Annotated in this window: 16 protein-coding genes and 1 tRNA gene; 8 read left to right on the plus strand and 9 right to left on the minus strand. The window is 57.3% G+C overall.

The genetic code is table 11. The features are described from left to right. Nucleotides 1-641: 641 nt before the first annotated feature. The 3 genes from mutL to LKE08_RS15865 all read left to right on the plus strand — a co-directional run bounded on the left by mutL (nucleotide 642) and on the right by LKE08_RS15865 (nucleotide 4,110). Complete coding sequence (mutL, locus tag LKE08_RS15855; protein ID WP_324705216.1) at nucleotides 642-2,351, plus strand: DNA mismatch repair endonuclease MutL; 1,710 nt, start codon at nucleotides 642-644, stop codon at nucleotides 2,349-2,351. Between the two features lie 181 nt (nucleotides 2,352-2,532). Continuing rightward, nucleotides 2,533-3,357: a transglutaminase-like domain-containing protein gene (locus LKE08_RS15860; RefSeq protein WP_324705217.1), complete on the plus strand. Its 825-nt coding sequence runs from the start codon at nucleotides 2,533-2,535 to the stop codon at nucleotides 3,355-3,357. Nucleotides 3,358-3,465: 108 nt separating this feature from the next. Then, entirely contained in the window at nucleotides 3,466-4,110 is a 645-nt protein-coding gene (locus LKE08_RS15865; protein ID WP_324705218.1) for an alpha/beta hydrolase, read from the plus strand. A gap of 65 nt (nucleotides 4,111-4,175) precedes the next feature. On the opposite strand, the gene LKE08_RS15870 is transcribed toward LKE08_RS15865, so the two are convergent. Continuing rightward, nucleotides 4,176-4,634 (minus strand): SRPBCC family protein, encoded by a 459-nt coding sequence (locus tag LKE08_RS15870; protein ID WP_324705219.1) that lies wholly within the window; start codon nucleotides 4,632-4,634, stop codon nucleotides 4,176-4,178. Nucleotides 4,635-4,963: 329 nt separating this feature from the next. On the opposite strand from LKE08_RS15870, the gene LKE08_RS15875 reads away from it, so the two are divergent. Beyond that, a complete protein-coding gene (locus tag LKE08_RS15875; RefSeq protein WP_324705220.1) occupies nucleotides 4,964-6,619 on the plus strand; it encodes a mechanosensitive ion channel in 1,656 nt (551 codons plus the stop codon). Nucleotides 6,620-6,722: 103 nt separating this feature from the next. Here LKE08_RS15875 and LKE08_RS15880 read toward each other — a convergent pair whose 3' ends face one another. From LKE08_RS15880 to LKE08_RS15895, 4 genes are all read right to left on the minus strand, one after another. Next, nucleotides 6,723-7,391 (minus strand): DUF3318 domain-containing protein, encoded by a 669-nt coding sequence (locus tag LKE08_RS15880; protein WP_324705221.1) that lies wholly within the window; start codon nucleotides 7,389-7,391, stop codon nucleotides 6,723-6,725. Nucleotides 7,392-7,545: 154 nt separating this feature from the next. Beyond that, the gene (locus tag LKE08_RS15885) at nucleotides 7,546-8,367 is read right to left on the minus strand and encodes a radical SAM protein (RefSeq protein ID WP_324705222.1); all 822 of its coding nucleotides are present in this window, start codon (nucleotides 8,365-8,367) and stop codon (nucleotides 7,546-7,548) included. 31 nt (nucleotides 8,368-8,398) lie between these two features. Next, nucleotides 8,399-9,196: a CPBP family intramembrane glutamic endopeptidase gene (locus tag LKE08_RS15890; protein WP_324705223.1), complete on the minus strand. Its 798-nt coding sequence runs from the start codon at nucleotides 9,194-9,196 to the stop codon at nucleotides 8,399-8,401. Nucleotides 9,197-9,256: 60 nt separating this feature from the next. Further along, nucleotides 9,257-9,670: an AbrB family transcriptional regulator gene (locus LKE08_RS15895; protein WP_324705243.1), complete on the minus strand. Its 414-nt coding sequence runs from the start codon at nucleotides 9,668-9,670 to the stop codon at nucleotides 9,257-9,259. A 109-nt stretch (nucleotides 9,671-9,779) separates the two neighbouring features. On the opposite strand from LKE08_RS15895, the gene LKE08_RS15900 reads away from it, so the two are divergent. Then, nucleotides 9,780-10,031 (plus strand): hypothetical protein, encoded by a 252-nt coding sequence (locus LKE08_RS15900; RefSeq protein WP_324705224.1) that lies wholly within the window; start codon nucleotides 9,780-9,782, stop codon nucleotides 10,029-10,031. A gap of 420 nt (nucleotides 10,032-10,451) precedes the next feature. Here LKE08_RS15900 and lpxD read toward each other — a convergent pair whose 3' ends face one another. Then, a complete protein-coding gene (gene lpxD, locus LKE08_RS15905) occupies nucleotides 10,452-11,495 on the minus strand; it encodes a UDP-3-O-(3-hydroxymyristoyl)glucosamine N-acyltransferase (protein ID WP_324705225.1) in 1,044 nt (347 codons plus the stop codon). Between the two features lie 47 nt (nucleotides 11,496-11,542). Further along, complete coding sequence (locus LKE08_RS15910; RefSeq protein ID WP_324705226.1) at nucleotides 11,543-12,028, minus strand: universal stress protein; 486 nt, start codon at nucleotides 12,026-12,028, stop codon at nucleotides 11,543-11,545. A 584-nt stretch (nucleotides 12,029-12,612) separates the two neighbouring features. On the opposite strand from LKE08_RS15910, the gene LKE08_RS15915 reads away from it, so the two are divergent. Then, nucleotides 12,613-13,053 (plus strand): group II intron maturase-specific domain-containing protein, encoded by a 441-nt coding sequence (locus tag LKE08_RS15915; RefSeq protein ID WP_375341435.1) that lies wholly within the window; start codon nucleotides 12,613-12,615, stop codon nucleotides 13,051-13,053. After that, complete coding sequence (locus LKE08_RS15920; protein WP_324705228.1) at nucleotides 13,050-13,325, plus strand: hypothetical protein; 276 nt, start codon at nucleotides 13,050-13,052, stop codon at nucleotides 13,323-13,325. The genes LKE08_RS15915 and LKE08_RS15920 overlap by 4 nt, the downstream gene beginning before the upstream one ends. Here the strand turns inward: LKE08_RS15920 and LKE08_RS15925 are convergent. Further along, nucleotides 13,280-14,110: an RNA methyltransferase gene (locus LKE08_RS15925; protein WP_324705229.1), complete on the minus strand. Its 831-nt coding sequence runs from the start codon at nucleotides 14,108-14,110 to the stop codon at nucleotides 13,280-13,282. The two genes, LKE08_RS15920 and LKE08_RS15925, sit on opposite strands and share 46 nt — an antisense overlap. Nucleotides 14,111-14,191: 81 nt before the next feature. Continuing rightward, nucleotides 14,192-14,275, minus strand: a tRNA-Leu gene (locus LKE08_RS15930). Between the two features lie 38 nt (nucleotides 14,276-14,313). On the opposite strand from LKE08_RS15930, the gene LKE08_RS15935 reads away from it, so the two are divergent. After that, nucleotides 14,314-14,736: a hypothetical protein gene (locus tag LKE08_RS15935; RefSeq protein WP_324705230.1), complete on the plus strand. Its 423-nt coding sequence runs from the start codon at nucleotides 14,314-14,316 to the stop codon at nucleotides 14,734-14,736. Nucleotides 14,737-14,748: the final 12 nt, after the last annotated feature.

The raw sequence follows: 14,748 nt of genomic DNA on the forward strand, positions 1-14,748 counted from the left end.
AACGGCTTTTCTATAAGGGTTTGAAAATTTCTGACCCCATTTCAACTGTAACCACGTGAGCGCTCGTTGCTATAATTGTGAAGTTAAGAAACCAGACGCTTAGGAGTGACTAGAAATGAGGGATAAGAAATGAGGTTTCTTGTCCCGATGGGGGTGCGATCGCCAAGGGTGTGCGTATGTCTCAATGATGGGGAAGGAAGGGGAAGGAGTTCTAACAGACAATTCCTGCTCGTATGTCTTCCGAAATGGTCTTTTTGATAAGCTCGGACTGCTTCTCTATCGGTGTCTCGGCCTTGGACACTGAGTTCCATGGGGATCAGTTGTTTCCACGGGGCTTGAAGTTGTCGTCAAACATGGACTGTGAATCCATCGATGCTCTCCTCTCCAGTCTCGGCTTTTTTTACCTTTGCCCGGTTCCCCGAACTCCCGTCCGGCGAATTTAAAAACTTGGAAACCCGATGTCACTTTAAAATTTTCATCGATTTTTTTCTGAATTTCAAATATTTTTTTTATGAATGCGATCGCGCCATTCGCGGACGACGATCAATCCCAAAATGTGCTAAAATTAATTATAGAATCAGCCTGACTAATTTGTGTATTCAAATTCCCAACTGCACCGCTCACCCCAATTGTTCCCAGCCTTGAATTCGATCCGGACCTTACCCGAGGATGTGGTCAACCTGATTGCCGCCAGCGAAGTGATCGACTCCCTCGCGGCAGTCGTGCGGGAATTGGTGGAAAATGCGTTAGATGCCGGAGCGACCCGAATTTCCGTCTACCTGTGGCCGGGACAGTGGCGGGTGCGGGTGGCGGACAACGGCATTGGTTTGGACTTGCCCGACTTGGAACGGGCGGCGATGCCCCACAGCACCAGCAAAATTGCCGATATCGCCGATCTCTCCAAAATTTCCAGTTTGGGATTCCGGGGGGAAGCCCTCCACAGCCTCGCCCAGTTGTCCGACCTGGAAATTCTCAGCCGCCCCCGCGTGCCCTCCGCAGAGGGTGGCGGGTGGCGGGTGGTGTACGATCGCCAGGGAGAACCCCAGACCGTCGAAGATGCCGCGATCGCGCCCGGTACGGTGGTGACGGTATCGAACCTGTTCGGCCCGTGGGAAACCCGCCGTCAGGCCCTCCCGAGTCCGTCCCAACAACTGCGGGGGGTGCAACTGATGTTGCAGGCGATCGCTTTGTGCCACCCCCGCGTCACCTGGCAAGTCCACCAAAACGATCGCCCCTGGCTGCAGTTCGGGCCGGGAACCAGCGCCCGCGAGATCCTCCCCAAATTTATCAAAGGGGTGCGGGTCGGAGATCTGCAATATTTGAAAGTCCAGTTAGCTGAACCGCCCCGGGAGGAATCCCATGGGAAATGGGATGATAGCATCCCGATGGAATTAGATGTCACCGTGGGACTGCCCGATCGCTGTCACCGCCGCCGCCCCGACTGGATCAAAGTGGCGGTGAATGGGCGGATGGTGCGATCGCCGGAGTTGGAACCGACGCTGCTATCGGCCTTTGCCCGCACCTGTCCCCGCGATCGCTACCCGGTCTGTTTCGTCCATTTACACATTCACCCCGCCTTCATCGACTGGAACCGCCACCCCGCCAAGGCGGAAATTTACCTGCACCACCTCGAACACTGGCAGGAACAAATCCGCGCGGCGATCGAACGGACGTTGCACTTGAACCCGGACACCCTCGCGGGGGACGAAACGCGGATGGAAAAATTCTTGCGGGTATCCGAGGGCGGGGGAAATTATCGCACCCGCCCCACCCCCCCGGACACGGTGGAGGACGGGGGCGGACTCGCCGTCCTCAAATTGCGGGCTCTCGCCCAGGTCCACAACACCTACATCGTCTGCGAACACCCGGACGGGTTATGGTTGGTGGAACAGCACATCGCCCACGAACGGGTGATTTACGAGGAATTGTGCGATCGTTGGCAACTCGTCCCCCTCGACTCCCCTATCATCCTGCAAAACCTCTGTTCCTCCCAGTTGGAACAACTCGACCGCCTCGATCTGGAGGTCGATCCCTTCGGGGAGGGGCTGTGGGCCGTCCGCAGCGCCCCGGAACCTCTGGCGCGGCGGGACGACTGCGCCGACGCCCTCCTGGAACTCAGTTCGGGTGGCGACTTGCAGTCGGCCCAGGTGGCCACCGCCTGCCGCACCGCCATCCGCAACGGCACGCCCCTGGATCTGGCTGAAATGCAGGGTCTGCTCGATCGCTGGGTGCGAACCCGCCACCCCCGCACCTGCCCCCACGGCCGCCCCATCTTCCTGCGGTTGGACGAATCCTCACTGTCCCGCTTTTTCCGCCGCCACTGGGTGATCGGCAAAAGTCACGGAATTTAGGGACTCGGGCGGGACAGATCTCACCTCCTCGGGCCAGACGTGGTAGGATTCTAATTTAGAAATCCTTCCTTGAGAGTGATGCGAGATTCGGGGCCAGATGAAATGATGAACCCCAACCGCAGTATTGAACAGGGGATTGACAATCATTGAACCGATCGGCTGGCGCTTTGAATTGAACGCGATGGATGGGTCTCTGGCCAAACAGCATTTTCACCGGGAAGTCAGCCAGCCTGACGGGCAGATCGACCTGGCAAAAGCCGCCCTTTACATGGCCCAGGAATATCAGCCCCCTTTCGAGGTGGATGCCTATCTCAACGCCCTGGATACGATGGCGACGGAGGTGTCCGAGCGACTTCCGGAATCGCGATATCCCCTGCGGGTCATTCGGACGATCAACCGCTATCTGTTTGAAGATTTGGGATTTCGGGGGAACCGCACCCAGTATTACGACCCGGAGAATAGTTTTTTGAATCGGGTTATCGATCGCCGCACGGGAATTCCGATCGCGCTGTCTTTGGTGTATCTGGAAGTGGCCAGACGGGTCGATTTTCCGATGGTGGGGATCGGGATGCCGGGACATTTCTTGATCCGGCCGGAGTTCGAGGATGCGGGGATCTATGTCGATGTCTTCGAGGGGGGGGAGATTTTATTTCCCCAAGATTGCGAGGCGCGACTGTCCCAGGTTTACGGACAGCCGGTGAAATTGCAACCGGAATTTCTGAATCCGGTGGACAACCGCCGCTTTTTGGGGCGGATGCTGCAAAATCTGAAGGTGATTTATATGAATGGCGGGACGTTGGAGGCGGCTCTCCAGGTCGTGGAGCAGATGTTGCTGTTATATCCCGATGCCATCACTCAACGGCGCGATCGCGGTATCCTCTGCTATCAACTCGGCCGCCGGACCGAAGCCCGCCGGGATTTGCAAGATTATCTCGACCGACTTCCAACCGCTCGGGATGCTGGTATAATTCGGCAGTTGCTCGATCGGATGGACTCGGATATTTGAATCTTTGTATCTGAGACGGTTCGGGGAACTCTTGAACAAGTCTGATAGACGTATAGATCATCGGTTGAGGACGACTCAGATTAATTCTTTGATGTGAGGAACGAACATATGAATTTTTCGTTTGAAAATTGGCGATCGAGGCTTGGCAATCCCTTTGGTCTTTTGACTCGGGGGGTTTCCCAGTATATTTCCTTAAGTTTGGTCGCGGTTTTGGCAATTGTCGCGAGTCTGACTATCTTCGGTAGCCGTCCGGCACCGGCGATTGAAGAACTGAGATTAATCTACGGACCGGCGAGTATTTCTTTGGAATTTCAGGATCTAGAAACCTTTGCCGAAACTGGAGAAGAATCGAGCCAACTGCGATCGCTATTTACCCTGGCCGAACTCAATGAGGCGCAAATTTCCGATTTCCGCCAAGCTCTCAATTTCGGCTTCAACGTTCCTCCTGATATCGTGAATACGCTGCTCGATTCGAGTTACGGTCGGCTGGCGGTGGGGGCGTTCAGTCTGTTCATTGAGGCGGGGAGTGAAGTTGACGATATTGCCGACGACGTATTGGCTGCATTTCGGGCCACCACCCGAGATGGCCGATTGACGTTCTTGGAGGTGATCGGCGGATTCCAGGGCATTGACGTGATTACGGTGAATGTCAGCACGTTGATCGGCATCTACAATGACATCGTTGATTTCGGAGAACAGGCGATCGAGTTTTTGCGGGCTCAGCCTGAAATCCGGGAACTGATTTGTCAGTAAGCGATCGCAATCACGAACGGACATTCCCCCGGGGCGATGGCAAGCGATCGCCCCGGGGGTACCGTTCATGATCGCATCCCCTGCAATTCTTCCGCCACCCGCTTGAGTCGTCGCAACTGGGCTTCCATGTCAGCCTTCGTCCAGGGGGCGGCAAACCGGTTGAATCCGAAGGCGATCAGGGGGTTGGGGATCTCGAACTCGAATCGGTTCACCAGGCGGGTTCCCTCGGGTTCGGGTTGGCATTCCCAGCGATCGCGCCCCCGGAAAAATCCCTCAAATCCCCACACGATCAACCCGGGCTCCCGCTCCACAACCACACTTTCCAGGGTGGGTTGGACGATCGGAATCTGAATGACAAACCGGGATCGCGCCCCCACGTCGGTACTCCATTTTCCCACCGGATCGCAGCGGAGAGCGGGGTTGAGCCACCGGTGCATCAGTTCGCGATCGGTGATGCAGCGCTCCACCGTCGTCGCGCCGGCTCGGATCTGAATGAATTGTTCAAAAACTTGACGAGATGACATCACTACCTTCAAGCTATATGCAGATGTTATATGCCAGATAGGCTAACACCTCATCTGGACGCTAGAAACCTCGCCAGCATGAGAATGCCCTAGGGTTTCGATTTCGTATCTTAAAAAATACCGACATCTAGCCGAGATCCCACCTGAATCCGATCAAAAGGATTCGTCAATGTGGAGGATCTGACCCTCGGAGTCGGTGAATGCGATCGCCCCCCCCTTAGAAACTCGGATTGAAATTTTAGAAATCTAGTGCAATTCTATCTGGGGGGGATGTCAAGGGATTGTCATCCCGCCACATTCTAAACGTCAAGAACCAACCCCAGAAAACTATGATTGAAACTTGGTGCATACTCCCACCGCCGGTGGGAATTGAAATACCGACCCTCTCTCATTTGAGCTTGGCTCAGGAGACAACGACCGGCGATCCGATCAGCGACTTGACCCGCACTTTGGGTTTCCAAGGGACGTCCCTCGTCGATTTGGGAATCGCCCTCGGGATTCTCATCATCGGCTGGTTAATCGCCCTGTTTGCCGGCTCAGTCACCAAAAATTTGCTGAAAAAAACCGACCTCGACAACCGACTGGCCAATTGGGTCGGCGGCTCTCGGGAAGATGGCGAATCCCTGCCGGTCGAAAAATGGGCGGGGAGTGCAGTCTTCTGGATTATCTTTATCTTTGCCATCATCGGTTTCTTAGATCAGTTGAAGTTGACTTCAGCTTCGGCCCCCCTGACCAATCTGCTCAACGAAATCACCGGCTACGTACCCAAAATATTGGGGGCGGTCGGCCTGCTGGCCCTGGCTTGGATACTGGCGACGATCTGCCGGGCCCTGACCATTCGGGTCCTCGACCTGTTCAAGCTCGACGAACGCCTGAACCAGCAAGTTGGGGATACGGCCGAGACTCGGAACCAATTTTCCCTGAGCCACACCCTGGCGAATGCGGTGTACTGGTTCATTTTCTTGCTCTTCCTGCCGATGATTTTGAGCGCCCTGCAACTGTCGGGGTTGCTCGAACCGGTGGAGCTGATGATCGGCCAAATTCTCTCGAGTTTGCCCAATATCCTGAAGGCGCTGCTGATCGGCGCGGGGGGTTGGCTGCTGGCTCAAATTGTTAGCCGCATCGTCACCAACCTGTTGGCAGCCGTGGGATTCGATCGCTTCGGCAGTCGTTTGGGTTTGGAGCGGACGATGGGGAACACGTCCCTCTCGTCCATCGCCGGTACCATCGTCTACGTCCTGATCCTGATCCCGATCGCCATTTCCGCTTTGGAAGCGCTGCAAATTGAAGCCATTTCCAATCCGGCGATCTCGATGCTCGAGCAGATCTTCGACATCATCCCCGAAATCTTCATTTCGGTCGTGATTTTGGGGGTCGCCTACTTCATCGGCATTTTCGTCCGCGATTTAGTCGCCAACCTGCTCACCAACCTCGGCTTCAACAACGTCTTCGTGTGGTTGGGCCTGCAACCCCAAAGTCCTCCCGCTCCCCCCCAAGAGGCGGGAGAGCCGGAAGCGGCCCTCCCCCCCAAGGAGCCGACGACGAAGCAAACCCCCTCGGAAATCGTCGGGATCGTGGCTTTCGTGGGCATCATGCTGTTTGCGATCGTCACTGCGACGGATATTTTGGGCCTGACTTCTCTGACCCTAATTATCGAACAGCTCATCGTCATTGCCGGCCAGGTGTTGTTTGCCGCGGTGATCTTCGCCATCGGCCTGTACTTCGCCAACTTGGCCTTCGGCCTGATCTCGAGTTCGGGTAATCCCCAGGCTAAACTCCTGGCCCAAGGTGCCCGCATCGCGATCATCATCTTCGTGGGGGCGATGGCACTCCAACAAATGGGCATTGCCAGCAACATCGTCAACCTCGCCTTCGGATTGCTCCTGGGCGCGATCGCGGTAGCCATCGCCATCGCCTTCGGTTTGGGCGGTCGCGACGTGGCGGCTGAACAAATTCGGGAGACGATTTCTCGATTCCGGAAATAATTCCCGGTTTTTTTGAATTCACAATCAATACCAGCCGTTTGCCTTCGGTGAAACTGGGGGACAAACGGCTGGTTTTTTGATGGCAAGGAATCCCGGCGGGGATTTAACCGTAAATTTTCTCGGAACTCGAAGACGGTTCGCGATCGCTCCCCTTCACCCGCGCCTTGGCTTTGGCCGCGCTGCGCTTGAGGGCCTGCAGGCGGGCTTCGTAGCGGGCGCGCTGGCGCTTTTTGGGTGTCTGGTCGATCAGGGTCTTCAGGGCGCTTCCCAGGCTCTTGTAGGCGTTGGGGAGGGTGTATCCGAACCGGGAGGCGATGGCGATCGCCTTTTCGTCGGCCTCGATCGCCTCGATCATCGTCCGCTCCCCGTTATTTTTCTGGTAGAGCCGATAGCCGGACACCCCACACAGGGCCAGGGCCAGGAGCAGCAGCAATCCATCTTGAACCCACAGCTCTCCGACCGCGCCCCCCAAACCGATCGCCAGGGCCGCCATTTCCCAGCCGTCCCGAGGAATCGTATCGTTTTGAATGCGGGCGACTTCGTGCCAAAACAGCAGGTTGCGCTGGTCTAAGGCCAGTTGCTCCCACTTGACGAGATCGATTTGGATTTCCACCTGATCTTTGCCAATTTCTTCGGAGCGAATCAGCAAGGGGTTAACTTCAATGGTTTTTTCCACCGTGACCCAACTCTGCAATTCGGGGGGCAGCAAACTTTTCAGTCGCCGGAGTTCGCTCATTTCAGATCGGGCGGTCGAGGTTGCATATGATGTCATAGTTCCGGCTCGATGCAGTTATTTCAATCAGAGAGTGATCTCAATCAAACAATTGTTGTTGACTTTACCGATCACATTTTGACACATTCCTCAACCCAATTGCGGAATTCTTTTGTCGGGGTCGGCATCTCGGCATCAAAATACCCTGAGTCGCCTAAATTTCCGTCGGCACCGGTGCAGTTCTCACGGGGATGCCGGTGGCTTGTCCAATTTCTTGGGCGAAGTCGCGCAAAATTTGGGGATCGACGCAGCGGAGCGATCGCACCTCGTAGGGGCGCTCGGCCGCCGAAGAGTGATTTTCCCGCCCGTCGAGTTGGCGTCGGACGGGTTTGGGGCGGGTGGGGGTGTTGAGTTGAATTTCGGCCGGGGCGATGGCTCGCACCTGGCGGATATATTCGGCCCGGGTCGATTCGTCCCACGGGGAAAGGATCATGGTTTGCAAACCCAGTTCTCCAGAATATTCGTCCCGAAACGCCTGGATTCCCGCCAGTAGGTCCGCCCAGTGGATGCCGGGGACGGGGCGATCGATCCGCCGCAGCAGGTCGGCGTCGATGCCGTCCCACTTCACGGACACCCGATCGGCGATCGCCAGATCCGATCGCACCCCGCCATGATTGAGGAGGCTGCCGTTGGTAAGAACCAAGCTGGGGCGGCCGGTGAGGGTTTTGATCGCGGTCAAAATCTCCCGCAGGTTGGCGGCCAAGGTGGGTTCCCCGCTGCCGCTGAGGGTGACGACATCCACATCAGACCAGGGGGCGAAGTCTTCCAGGGCCGCCAAAATGCGGTCGGTGGGGACGTAGATGGCGCGATCGCGGGTTTTGCGTTCGATTTCCCCGAGTTGGCAGTAGACGCAGTTGAAGGAACAGGTGGAGACGGCGCCGATGGGGTCGATCCCGAGCGATCGCCCGTATCGCCAGGATGACACGGGGCCGTAAACGGGGGTGAAGTCTGTGGGGGATGAAATAGAAGTGTTCATAATTGCTCCTTCGCCGGGGCGGTCGGAATCCTCACTTCAGATGGTAGACGATCCCCAACAGACCGGCGACGGCCAGCAGCATCAGCCCAGCGGCTACCCCGGTCAGGGGTCGGGCGATATCCCCCGTCACCCAAGCCGGGACGCGGCCGGTGGGTCGGGGGAATCCGGCGGTTTCTCGGATCGCGATCGCCCAGATCCAGCCCCCGTGCAGGCCGACAGCCAACCCCAAGTCCCCCCCGCCGGCGATGCGGGCCAGGGTCAAAACCATCCCCAGCAGCCACAGTCCCGGCAGTTGGGCGATCGCCTCTTTCGCCCCCCAAATCAAGTGTCCGAGGGCGAACAGGAGGCTGGCGATCGCGGCCGCCGCCATGAGGGGGAGGGCGGACTGGAGTTGTTGCTGCACGAACCCCCGAAACACCAGTTCCTCGGTGGCTCCCACGGCCAGAGCGATGCCGGCGACGGGAAGCAAGCTGGGGATGGCGTTTTTGAAGGGCGTCGGGGAGGGTGGCTCCGGCCATTCGATCCATCCCGCCCCCCCCTGGACGCCGTATGACACGGCGGTGCTGAGAACGGCCGCAGCCCAGCCGAAGGCCAGGGCGATCCAAAAAGAGGCGTTCGGACTCATGCCGTAGTCCGGCAGGGATGCGCCCGTCACTCGGGCCATGCCCCAAAGCAGCAGCCAAGCCATCGGGTAGAAAAGGGCCAGACCGATCAGTTTTTGTCGAGTTTCCAGGGGTTGAAGGGGACGCCAACCGCCCGCGATTGCGCCGAGGGCCACCGTCGGCAACCCGAGAACGGCCCAAATGAGAAAAAAGGCGACCACTTGCATCCCGGGGGCCTCGACAAACCCCGAAGACTCGACGAACGACGACAATTTTCCCAAAGCCAATTACTCTTCCTCGCCGCCGGCGTGAGCTTTTCCGGCTCCATTTTGTTGGTTGTCTTCCACCTGGATCAGATGAATGTGTTTGTATCCGAGTTTGATCTCGAACTCGTCGCCGGCTGCGAGTCCCATTTCTTTGGTATAGGTGGAGCCGATCACGATCTGACCGTTTTTGTGGACGCTCACGGCGTAGGTCGGTTCGCGGCCGCGGCCGTCTTTACCACCGTCGGCGTTCAAGGGAATTCCCCGGGCTTCGAGCAGGGCATCGTAAAAGGCGGTCAGGTTGACCCGCACCTGGCCGTCTTTTTCGGTGTAATACCCGCACAGTCTCGCCGTTTCACGGCGGGGCGAGTCGGAAAGCTCTTTCACTTTTTGAAGCAAAGCCTTTCCGACCAATGGAGTTGGGGCTGGTTTTGACATCATCGAAATCCTTTCCCGATCGGGAACATTGATTAAATAGATTGATCCGTTTTTGGTCTTATAAAAAATAATATAGACTTAAACTAATAATTTTGACAAACTCAATTTTTTGATCGCCCATTTCAGCGAGATGCTGGTGGCGCAGATTTTCCCTCGGGTTGGCTTTGACAGAATCCCCGGAACTCAGCGAACGATCGGTCTGAAAATCTCGAATTTTTTCGGAATCTCGATCGCGGTCGATGGCGTTTTGGAATGGCATTTTTCGGGCGAGTCTGTCGGCTCTCCAACGAAGATCTGCGGAGGAAGAAAATTTTTGAAGATCCTGAAAAGCCTATCATATCAACAGTTGGGCGATTTTTGAGAGGATTGTCAATCGGTCGCTCTCCTGGCCGTCTCTGATCGAAACGACACCCCCATCGGCGGTGGTGATTGCGGAAAATGGACAGGCGGCCCGTTCGAGATCGTCGCCCAGCGCGCCACTGAAAATTGGTCGCGATCGCCGTTATTATCGAGCGATTCCATCGGAGGATATCGACACCAAAAAGTTCTAAAAAAACCTGTTACAGATCGCCTCGAAATCACCGTATTATCGCCGTTACAATCGCCTCCAAAATTCCCAGCGATCGCCGGGTCGCCCGGGCTGGCTTCCCGCCTCCAAACCGGGTGCATCTACTCGCGAACCCGAGGTCCCCGGGTTCGCGATGCACCCGCCGTGCCGGCGTCAAATTTTGAACAAATGTTCTATATATAGCAGTGAGCGCTATTCCCGAGAACCGCTTTCTCACGGCCGGAAGTGCCGTCGCAGTTCCTTGAGGGTTTGATACATTTCGGGGAGGCGTTTGCGAATCGCCGACGTTTTCAGGTACAGCTTATTGGAGATGGCGGGGGAGTCGGACACCACCTCCCCCGGTTTGACATCACCGTGGATGCCGGATTGGGCCGTGGCGATGGCGCCGTCGCCGATTTTCGCCCGGTTGGCGACGCCCACCTGGCCGGCGAGGATCACGCCGTCGCCCACCGTGACGCCGCCGGCCAACCCCACCTGGGACGCGAAGGCGCAGCCCCGGCCGACCCGACAGCCGTGGCCGATTTGCACCAGGTTATCGATTTTCGTGTCGCGGCCGATGCGGGTTTCGCCGACGGCGGGGCGGTCGATGGTGCTGTTGCAGCCGACGCTGACCCCATCTTCGAGGACAGTGATGCCGGACTGTTCCATTTTGAACCAACCCCCCGGGGTGGGGACGAACCCGAAGCCCTCTGCCCCGATCGCCGCGCCGCTGTGGATGGTACACCCGGCGCCGATTTGGGTGCGCTCGTGGATGGTGCAGTTGGCGTGGAGGACGGTGCGATCGCCGATCGTGACCTGTGGATAGATGACGACGTTGGGATGGATGCAGACCCCGTCGCCGACGGTGACTCCGGAGCGAATGACGACGTGGGGGCCGATGTAGACCCCGGAGCCGAGTTGGACGTCCGGGGCGATGGTGGCGCTGGGGTGGATCTCGGGTTTGGGGTGGTAGGGTTGGTAAAACAGGGCGATCGCTTCGGCGAACAGCAGGCGGGGCAGCTTTGCCGAGATCCAAGCCAGTCCGCGATCGCCGGCCCGGGCCTGCAACGCTTCATCGACGGGCAAAATCACGGCCCCGGCCCCGGTGTCGTCCAAATAACCGGCGAATTTCGGTCCTTCGATGTAACTGAGGGTGTCCGGGGTCGCCCGGTCGATGGGGGCCACCCCGTGGAGGATCGGATCGGGGGCATCCGGAACGTCGAGGCTGTGGGCGACAATTCCGGCATCCAACTGTCGCAGCAAATCGCTAAACTTCATATCGGCGTATATGATCGATTGATTCGGTATTTTCCGATTCTATCGGTCTATGTCTCGCCCAATTGAACGATCATCACCGAGCAGGGCGCGTGGTGGACCACATAATTGCTCACGCTGCCCAAAATCAACTCGCCGAGTCCCGAATGTCCCCGCCGGCCCATGACGATCAATTCGGCCCCCCAATTTTTGGCCTGTTCGCAAATGGCCCGTCCCGGCTTGCCGGGGATTTGGTTGCATTCGGCCCGCACTCCCTCATTTCGGGCGCGGGTGGCGTAGGCTTGCAACTGCTCCGAACCGTGTTGGGCGAACTCCCGCCACTGACTTTGGTAGGCTTCGATATATTGGGGGTCGATCATCTCGTAGTAACTCAACCCCACCCCCCCGCTCATGGCGGGAGTCCCCTCTTCGTCCGGCGAGAGGACGTGCAGCAACATCAGGCCGGCGTCGGCCGCTTTGGCGATTGCCAGGGATTTTTGCAACACGTTTTCGCCGTACTCGGACATATCCACAGCGACTAAAATTTTTTGAAACATGGCGATCGCTCCCACTCTTGATAACAGTTCAATTGAAAAAAATGGATTTTAATTTCGATCCGGAGTCCGATCCCATGTCTGCGGCTCCGATGCTTCGGGTTCAATTGTAAGAAAGGTTCCCGTCGATTTTTATCATACTATTGATTGAAAATTCGCGACTTGTCGCCGCATTTCGCCGCGATGGCGGAGGGCGGGAGTCGAGTGCGGATGGCGACCCGGAACGATCGCGGGTTGATTGGAGTCCGTGAGGGCAATGTAGAATAGAAGTTTGAGTGCGATTCGTTCGGGAACGAAATCGGGCTAAAATGCCTGAAATAACCTCCCTGCAAGGCTTTCACCCCCTCGGGTGGAGATAAGGGGCGCACCCCTGACCCACCTTATAACTGTCTGTATGTTCCAAAGTTTGGTATCACACGATACTAAATGAGGTCGGAACTCTCAGGGTCAAGGAAAAATCGACAATACAAATTCCTTACATAAGGAATTTGTCAAATAAGAAACCAGGAAGAGGAGTAAGTAAACGACTAGGCTTCAAAACCCATATCAAACCGGACAAAGAAGCAATTAAAGCCCACATCGAAAAGGTGAAAGAGGTAATTAAGAAACATAAAACAGCACCTCAAGCCGCCCTGATTAAACAACTCAACCCCATCATTACAGGATGGGCAAGGTACTACTCAGGGGTAGTCTCCTCGGAGATTTTCGGAAAGCTGGATGAAATACTCTGGCAACAACTGCGGGCATGGGTAGTATCACGATGCGGAAATGCCAAATACAAAACGCTCAGAAAATACTTCCGAACAGGAATGGCAAAACTGAGCAACGGGGATGAAAGGAAGGACCAGTGGATTTTCCAAACCAAGGATGGTCTGTCGCCGTCCGACGACGGGAAGTCATCGACATTGTGGGAAATTCCTGTTGACGACGGTTGGCGGGATTTTGCCGTCAGGTCCCCTCACAAGTCTCAAATCCGATCTCGGAGAATTTTGCCGTCGAGTGCCACAAGGTCAAGGAGTCGATCATGACGGATAAACAGCAGCGCGATAATATGCGTCGTCATGCTGCCGAAGAGTTTCTCAAATCCTATCAAAAGCAATTGCTCGACTCGTTTCAAGAAGATCGGGATTTATCGACACCCACCCCGCCGCCGGAATTTCAATCCGAACAGGTCGCGGACGACACCCCCTGCGAACCCATCAGCCTGTCGGAACTCGAAGCGGCCATTTCCGACATCGACCAATTTTTGGAAAGTCAGCAGCCCGACGTCTCGGAATCGGACGATTTGGAGAACGGCTGATCGAGCTCGGCGACCTGTCGCTGGCGTCGCGCTTCGTATAGGATCAGCGCCGCGCAGGTGGCGACATTGAGGGACTCGACCCCGTTGAGGAGGGGGACGCGGACGCGGTGATCGGCCAGGTCTGCCAATGGTTCCGAGAGGCCGGCCCCTTCATTTCCCAACACGATCGCGGTGGGTTTTCGCCAATCCAAGTCCCAGTAGCTCAGGGGGGCGTCGGGGAGGGTCGCCACGATTTGGATGCCCCGTTCCCGGCAGTCGGTTAGGGAAGCTTTCAAGTCGGGATGCACAGCGATGGGGAGGCGAAACCAGGCGCCGGCGGAGGCCCGCAGCACTTTCGGGTGGTCGCGATCGACGCTATCGGCGCTCAACCAGAGTCCCTCGACGCCGGCGGCGGCGGCGGTGCGGATCAGGGTGCCGAGGTTGCCCGGATCTTGCAGGGTTTCCAGGACGAGTCCCAGGCCCCGGATGGGGGCGGGAGTTTCCGGCGCCCGGGGGGCGACGGCGACGACACCATCCGGGTGGACGGTGGTGGTCATGGCGGCCAGGACGCGATCGCTCACCTGTTCGGCGCGGCCGGCGGTGCGGACGGCCCAATCCCACAGTTCCGGGTGTCGCTCCCCCCACTCGGGGGTACAGCAGACGGCGGTCGGGTGCCAGTCCGTGGCGCGGCATTCGGCCAACAGGTGAGTCCCCTCGAGCAAAAACGAGTCCTGCTCCCGTCGTCCTTTGGCCGCGTGCAACTTCTTAAATTGCTTGACCAGGGGATTTTGGAGGCTCGTGAGCATGGGAGGGGGTCCCGGGTTGGGTTAATTTGGAAAAGAAGAAAATCGGGAAAATCGGGTCGATTTTCAGCTTTTGGTTTTGAATGCGGAACCCGGGACTTGAACCCGGAAGTCCTTGCGAACACTAGAACCTGAATCTAGCGCGTCTACCAATTCCGCCAGTTCCGCTTAATTGTTTTGCACAATTTTACATTGTTTCATAGGTTATGGCTGGTGTCAACCCCCGATCCGAAATTAATTTCGTGCGGGCGATCGCCGGCCTTCGCTCCCTGAAGACTGTGCCCGAAACCCTCACCCAGCTTTCACTGAGGCTCGGCCGACTGGTCAGAGCGATCGGCGCGATCGTGTGGGTCGTGGGGGCCGGGAATCTGGAAGTCCTCAAAAGCATTGAGCCCGGACTCGTGACCATGAAAGCCGACAGGGCTTCGGGATTCATCTTAGCAGGTTCCTCGCCGATCCTGTGGCACCGGCAAGCCGAACCCGAGCGGAGCGGGCAATGGAAATGCGGATGGGGGAGCGGACGGCCGAATTGGCGGAAAGTCGCCGGTACTTGTCCACCCCGATCGACACCGGGTCCGGAATCCTCTTCGCCCGAGATCTGGGGGCGGGGGGTGCGATCGCCGATGTGAGCAACGGGTGCG

The sequence above is a fragment of the Lyngbya sp. CCY1209 genome (genome assembly GCF_035615495.1).
GTDB lineage: Bacteria > Cyanobacteriota > Cyanobacteriia > Cyanobacteriales > Microcoleaceae > Limnospira.

Coding starts and splice junctions, on each gene's coding strand:
- LKE08_RS15860 (WP_324705217.1), top strand. CDS start 2,533: ATGGATGGGTCTCTGGCCAAACAGCATTTTCACCGGGAAGTCAGCCAG.
- LKE08_RS15865 (WP_324705218.1), top strand. CDS start 3,466: ATGAATTTTTCGTTTGAAAATTGGCGATCGAGGCTTGGCAATCCCTTT.
- LKE08_RS15870 (WP_324705219.1), bottom strand. CDS start 4,634: ATGTCATCTCGTCAAGTTTTTGAACAATTCATTCAGATCCGAGCCGGC.
- LKE08_RS15875 (WP_324705220.1), top strand. CDS start 4,964: ATGATTGAAACTTGGTGCATACTCCCACCGCCGGTGGGAATTGAAATA.
- LKE08_RS15880 (WP_324705221.1), bottom strand. CDS start 7,391: ATGACATCATATGCAACCTCGACCGCCCGATCTGAAATGAGCGAACTC.
- LKE08_RS15885 (WP_324705222.1), bottom strand. CDS start 8,367: ATGAACACTTCTATTTCATCCCCCACAGACTTCACCCCCGTTTACGGC.
- LKE08_RS15890 (WP_324705223.1), bottom strand. CDS start 9,196: ATGCAAGTGGTCGCCTTTTTTCTCATTTGGGCCGTTCTCGGGTTGCCG.
- LKE08_RS15895 (WP_324705243.1), bottom strand. CDS start 9,670: ATGTCAAAACCAGCCCCAACTCCATTGGTCGGAAAGGCTTTGCTTCAA.
- lpxD (WP_324705225.1), bottom strand. CDS start 11,495: ATGAAGTTTAGCGATTTGCTGCGACAGTTGGATGCCGGAATTGTCGCC.
- LKE08_RS15910 (WP_324705226.1), bottom strand. CDS start 12,028: ATGTTTCAAAAAATTTTAGTCGCTGTGGATATGTCCGAGTACGGCGAA.
- LKE08_RS15920 (WP_324705228.1), top strand. CDS start 13,050: ATGACGGATAAACAGCAGCGCGATAATATGCGTCGTCATGCTGCCGAA.
- LKE08_RS15925 (WP_324705229.1), bottom strand. CDS start 14,110: ATGCTCACGAGCCTCCAAAATCCCCTGGTCAAGCAATTTAAGAAGTTG.
- LKE08_RS15935 (WP_324705230.1), top strand. CDS start 14,314: ATGGCTGGTGTCAACCCCCGATCCGAAATTAATTTCGTGCGGGCGATC.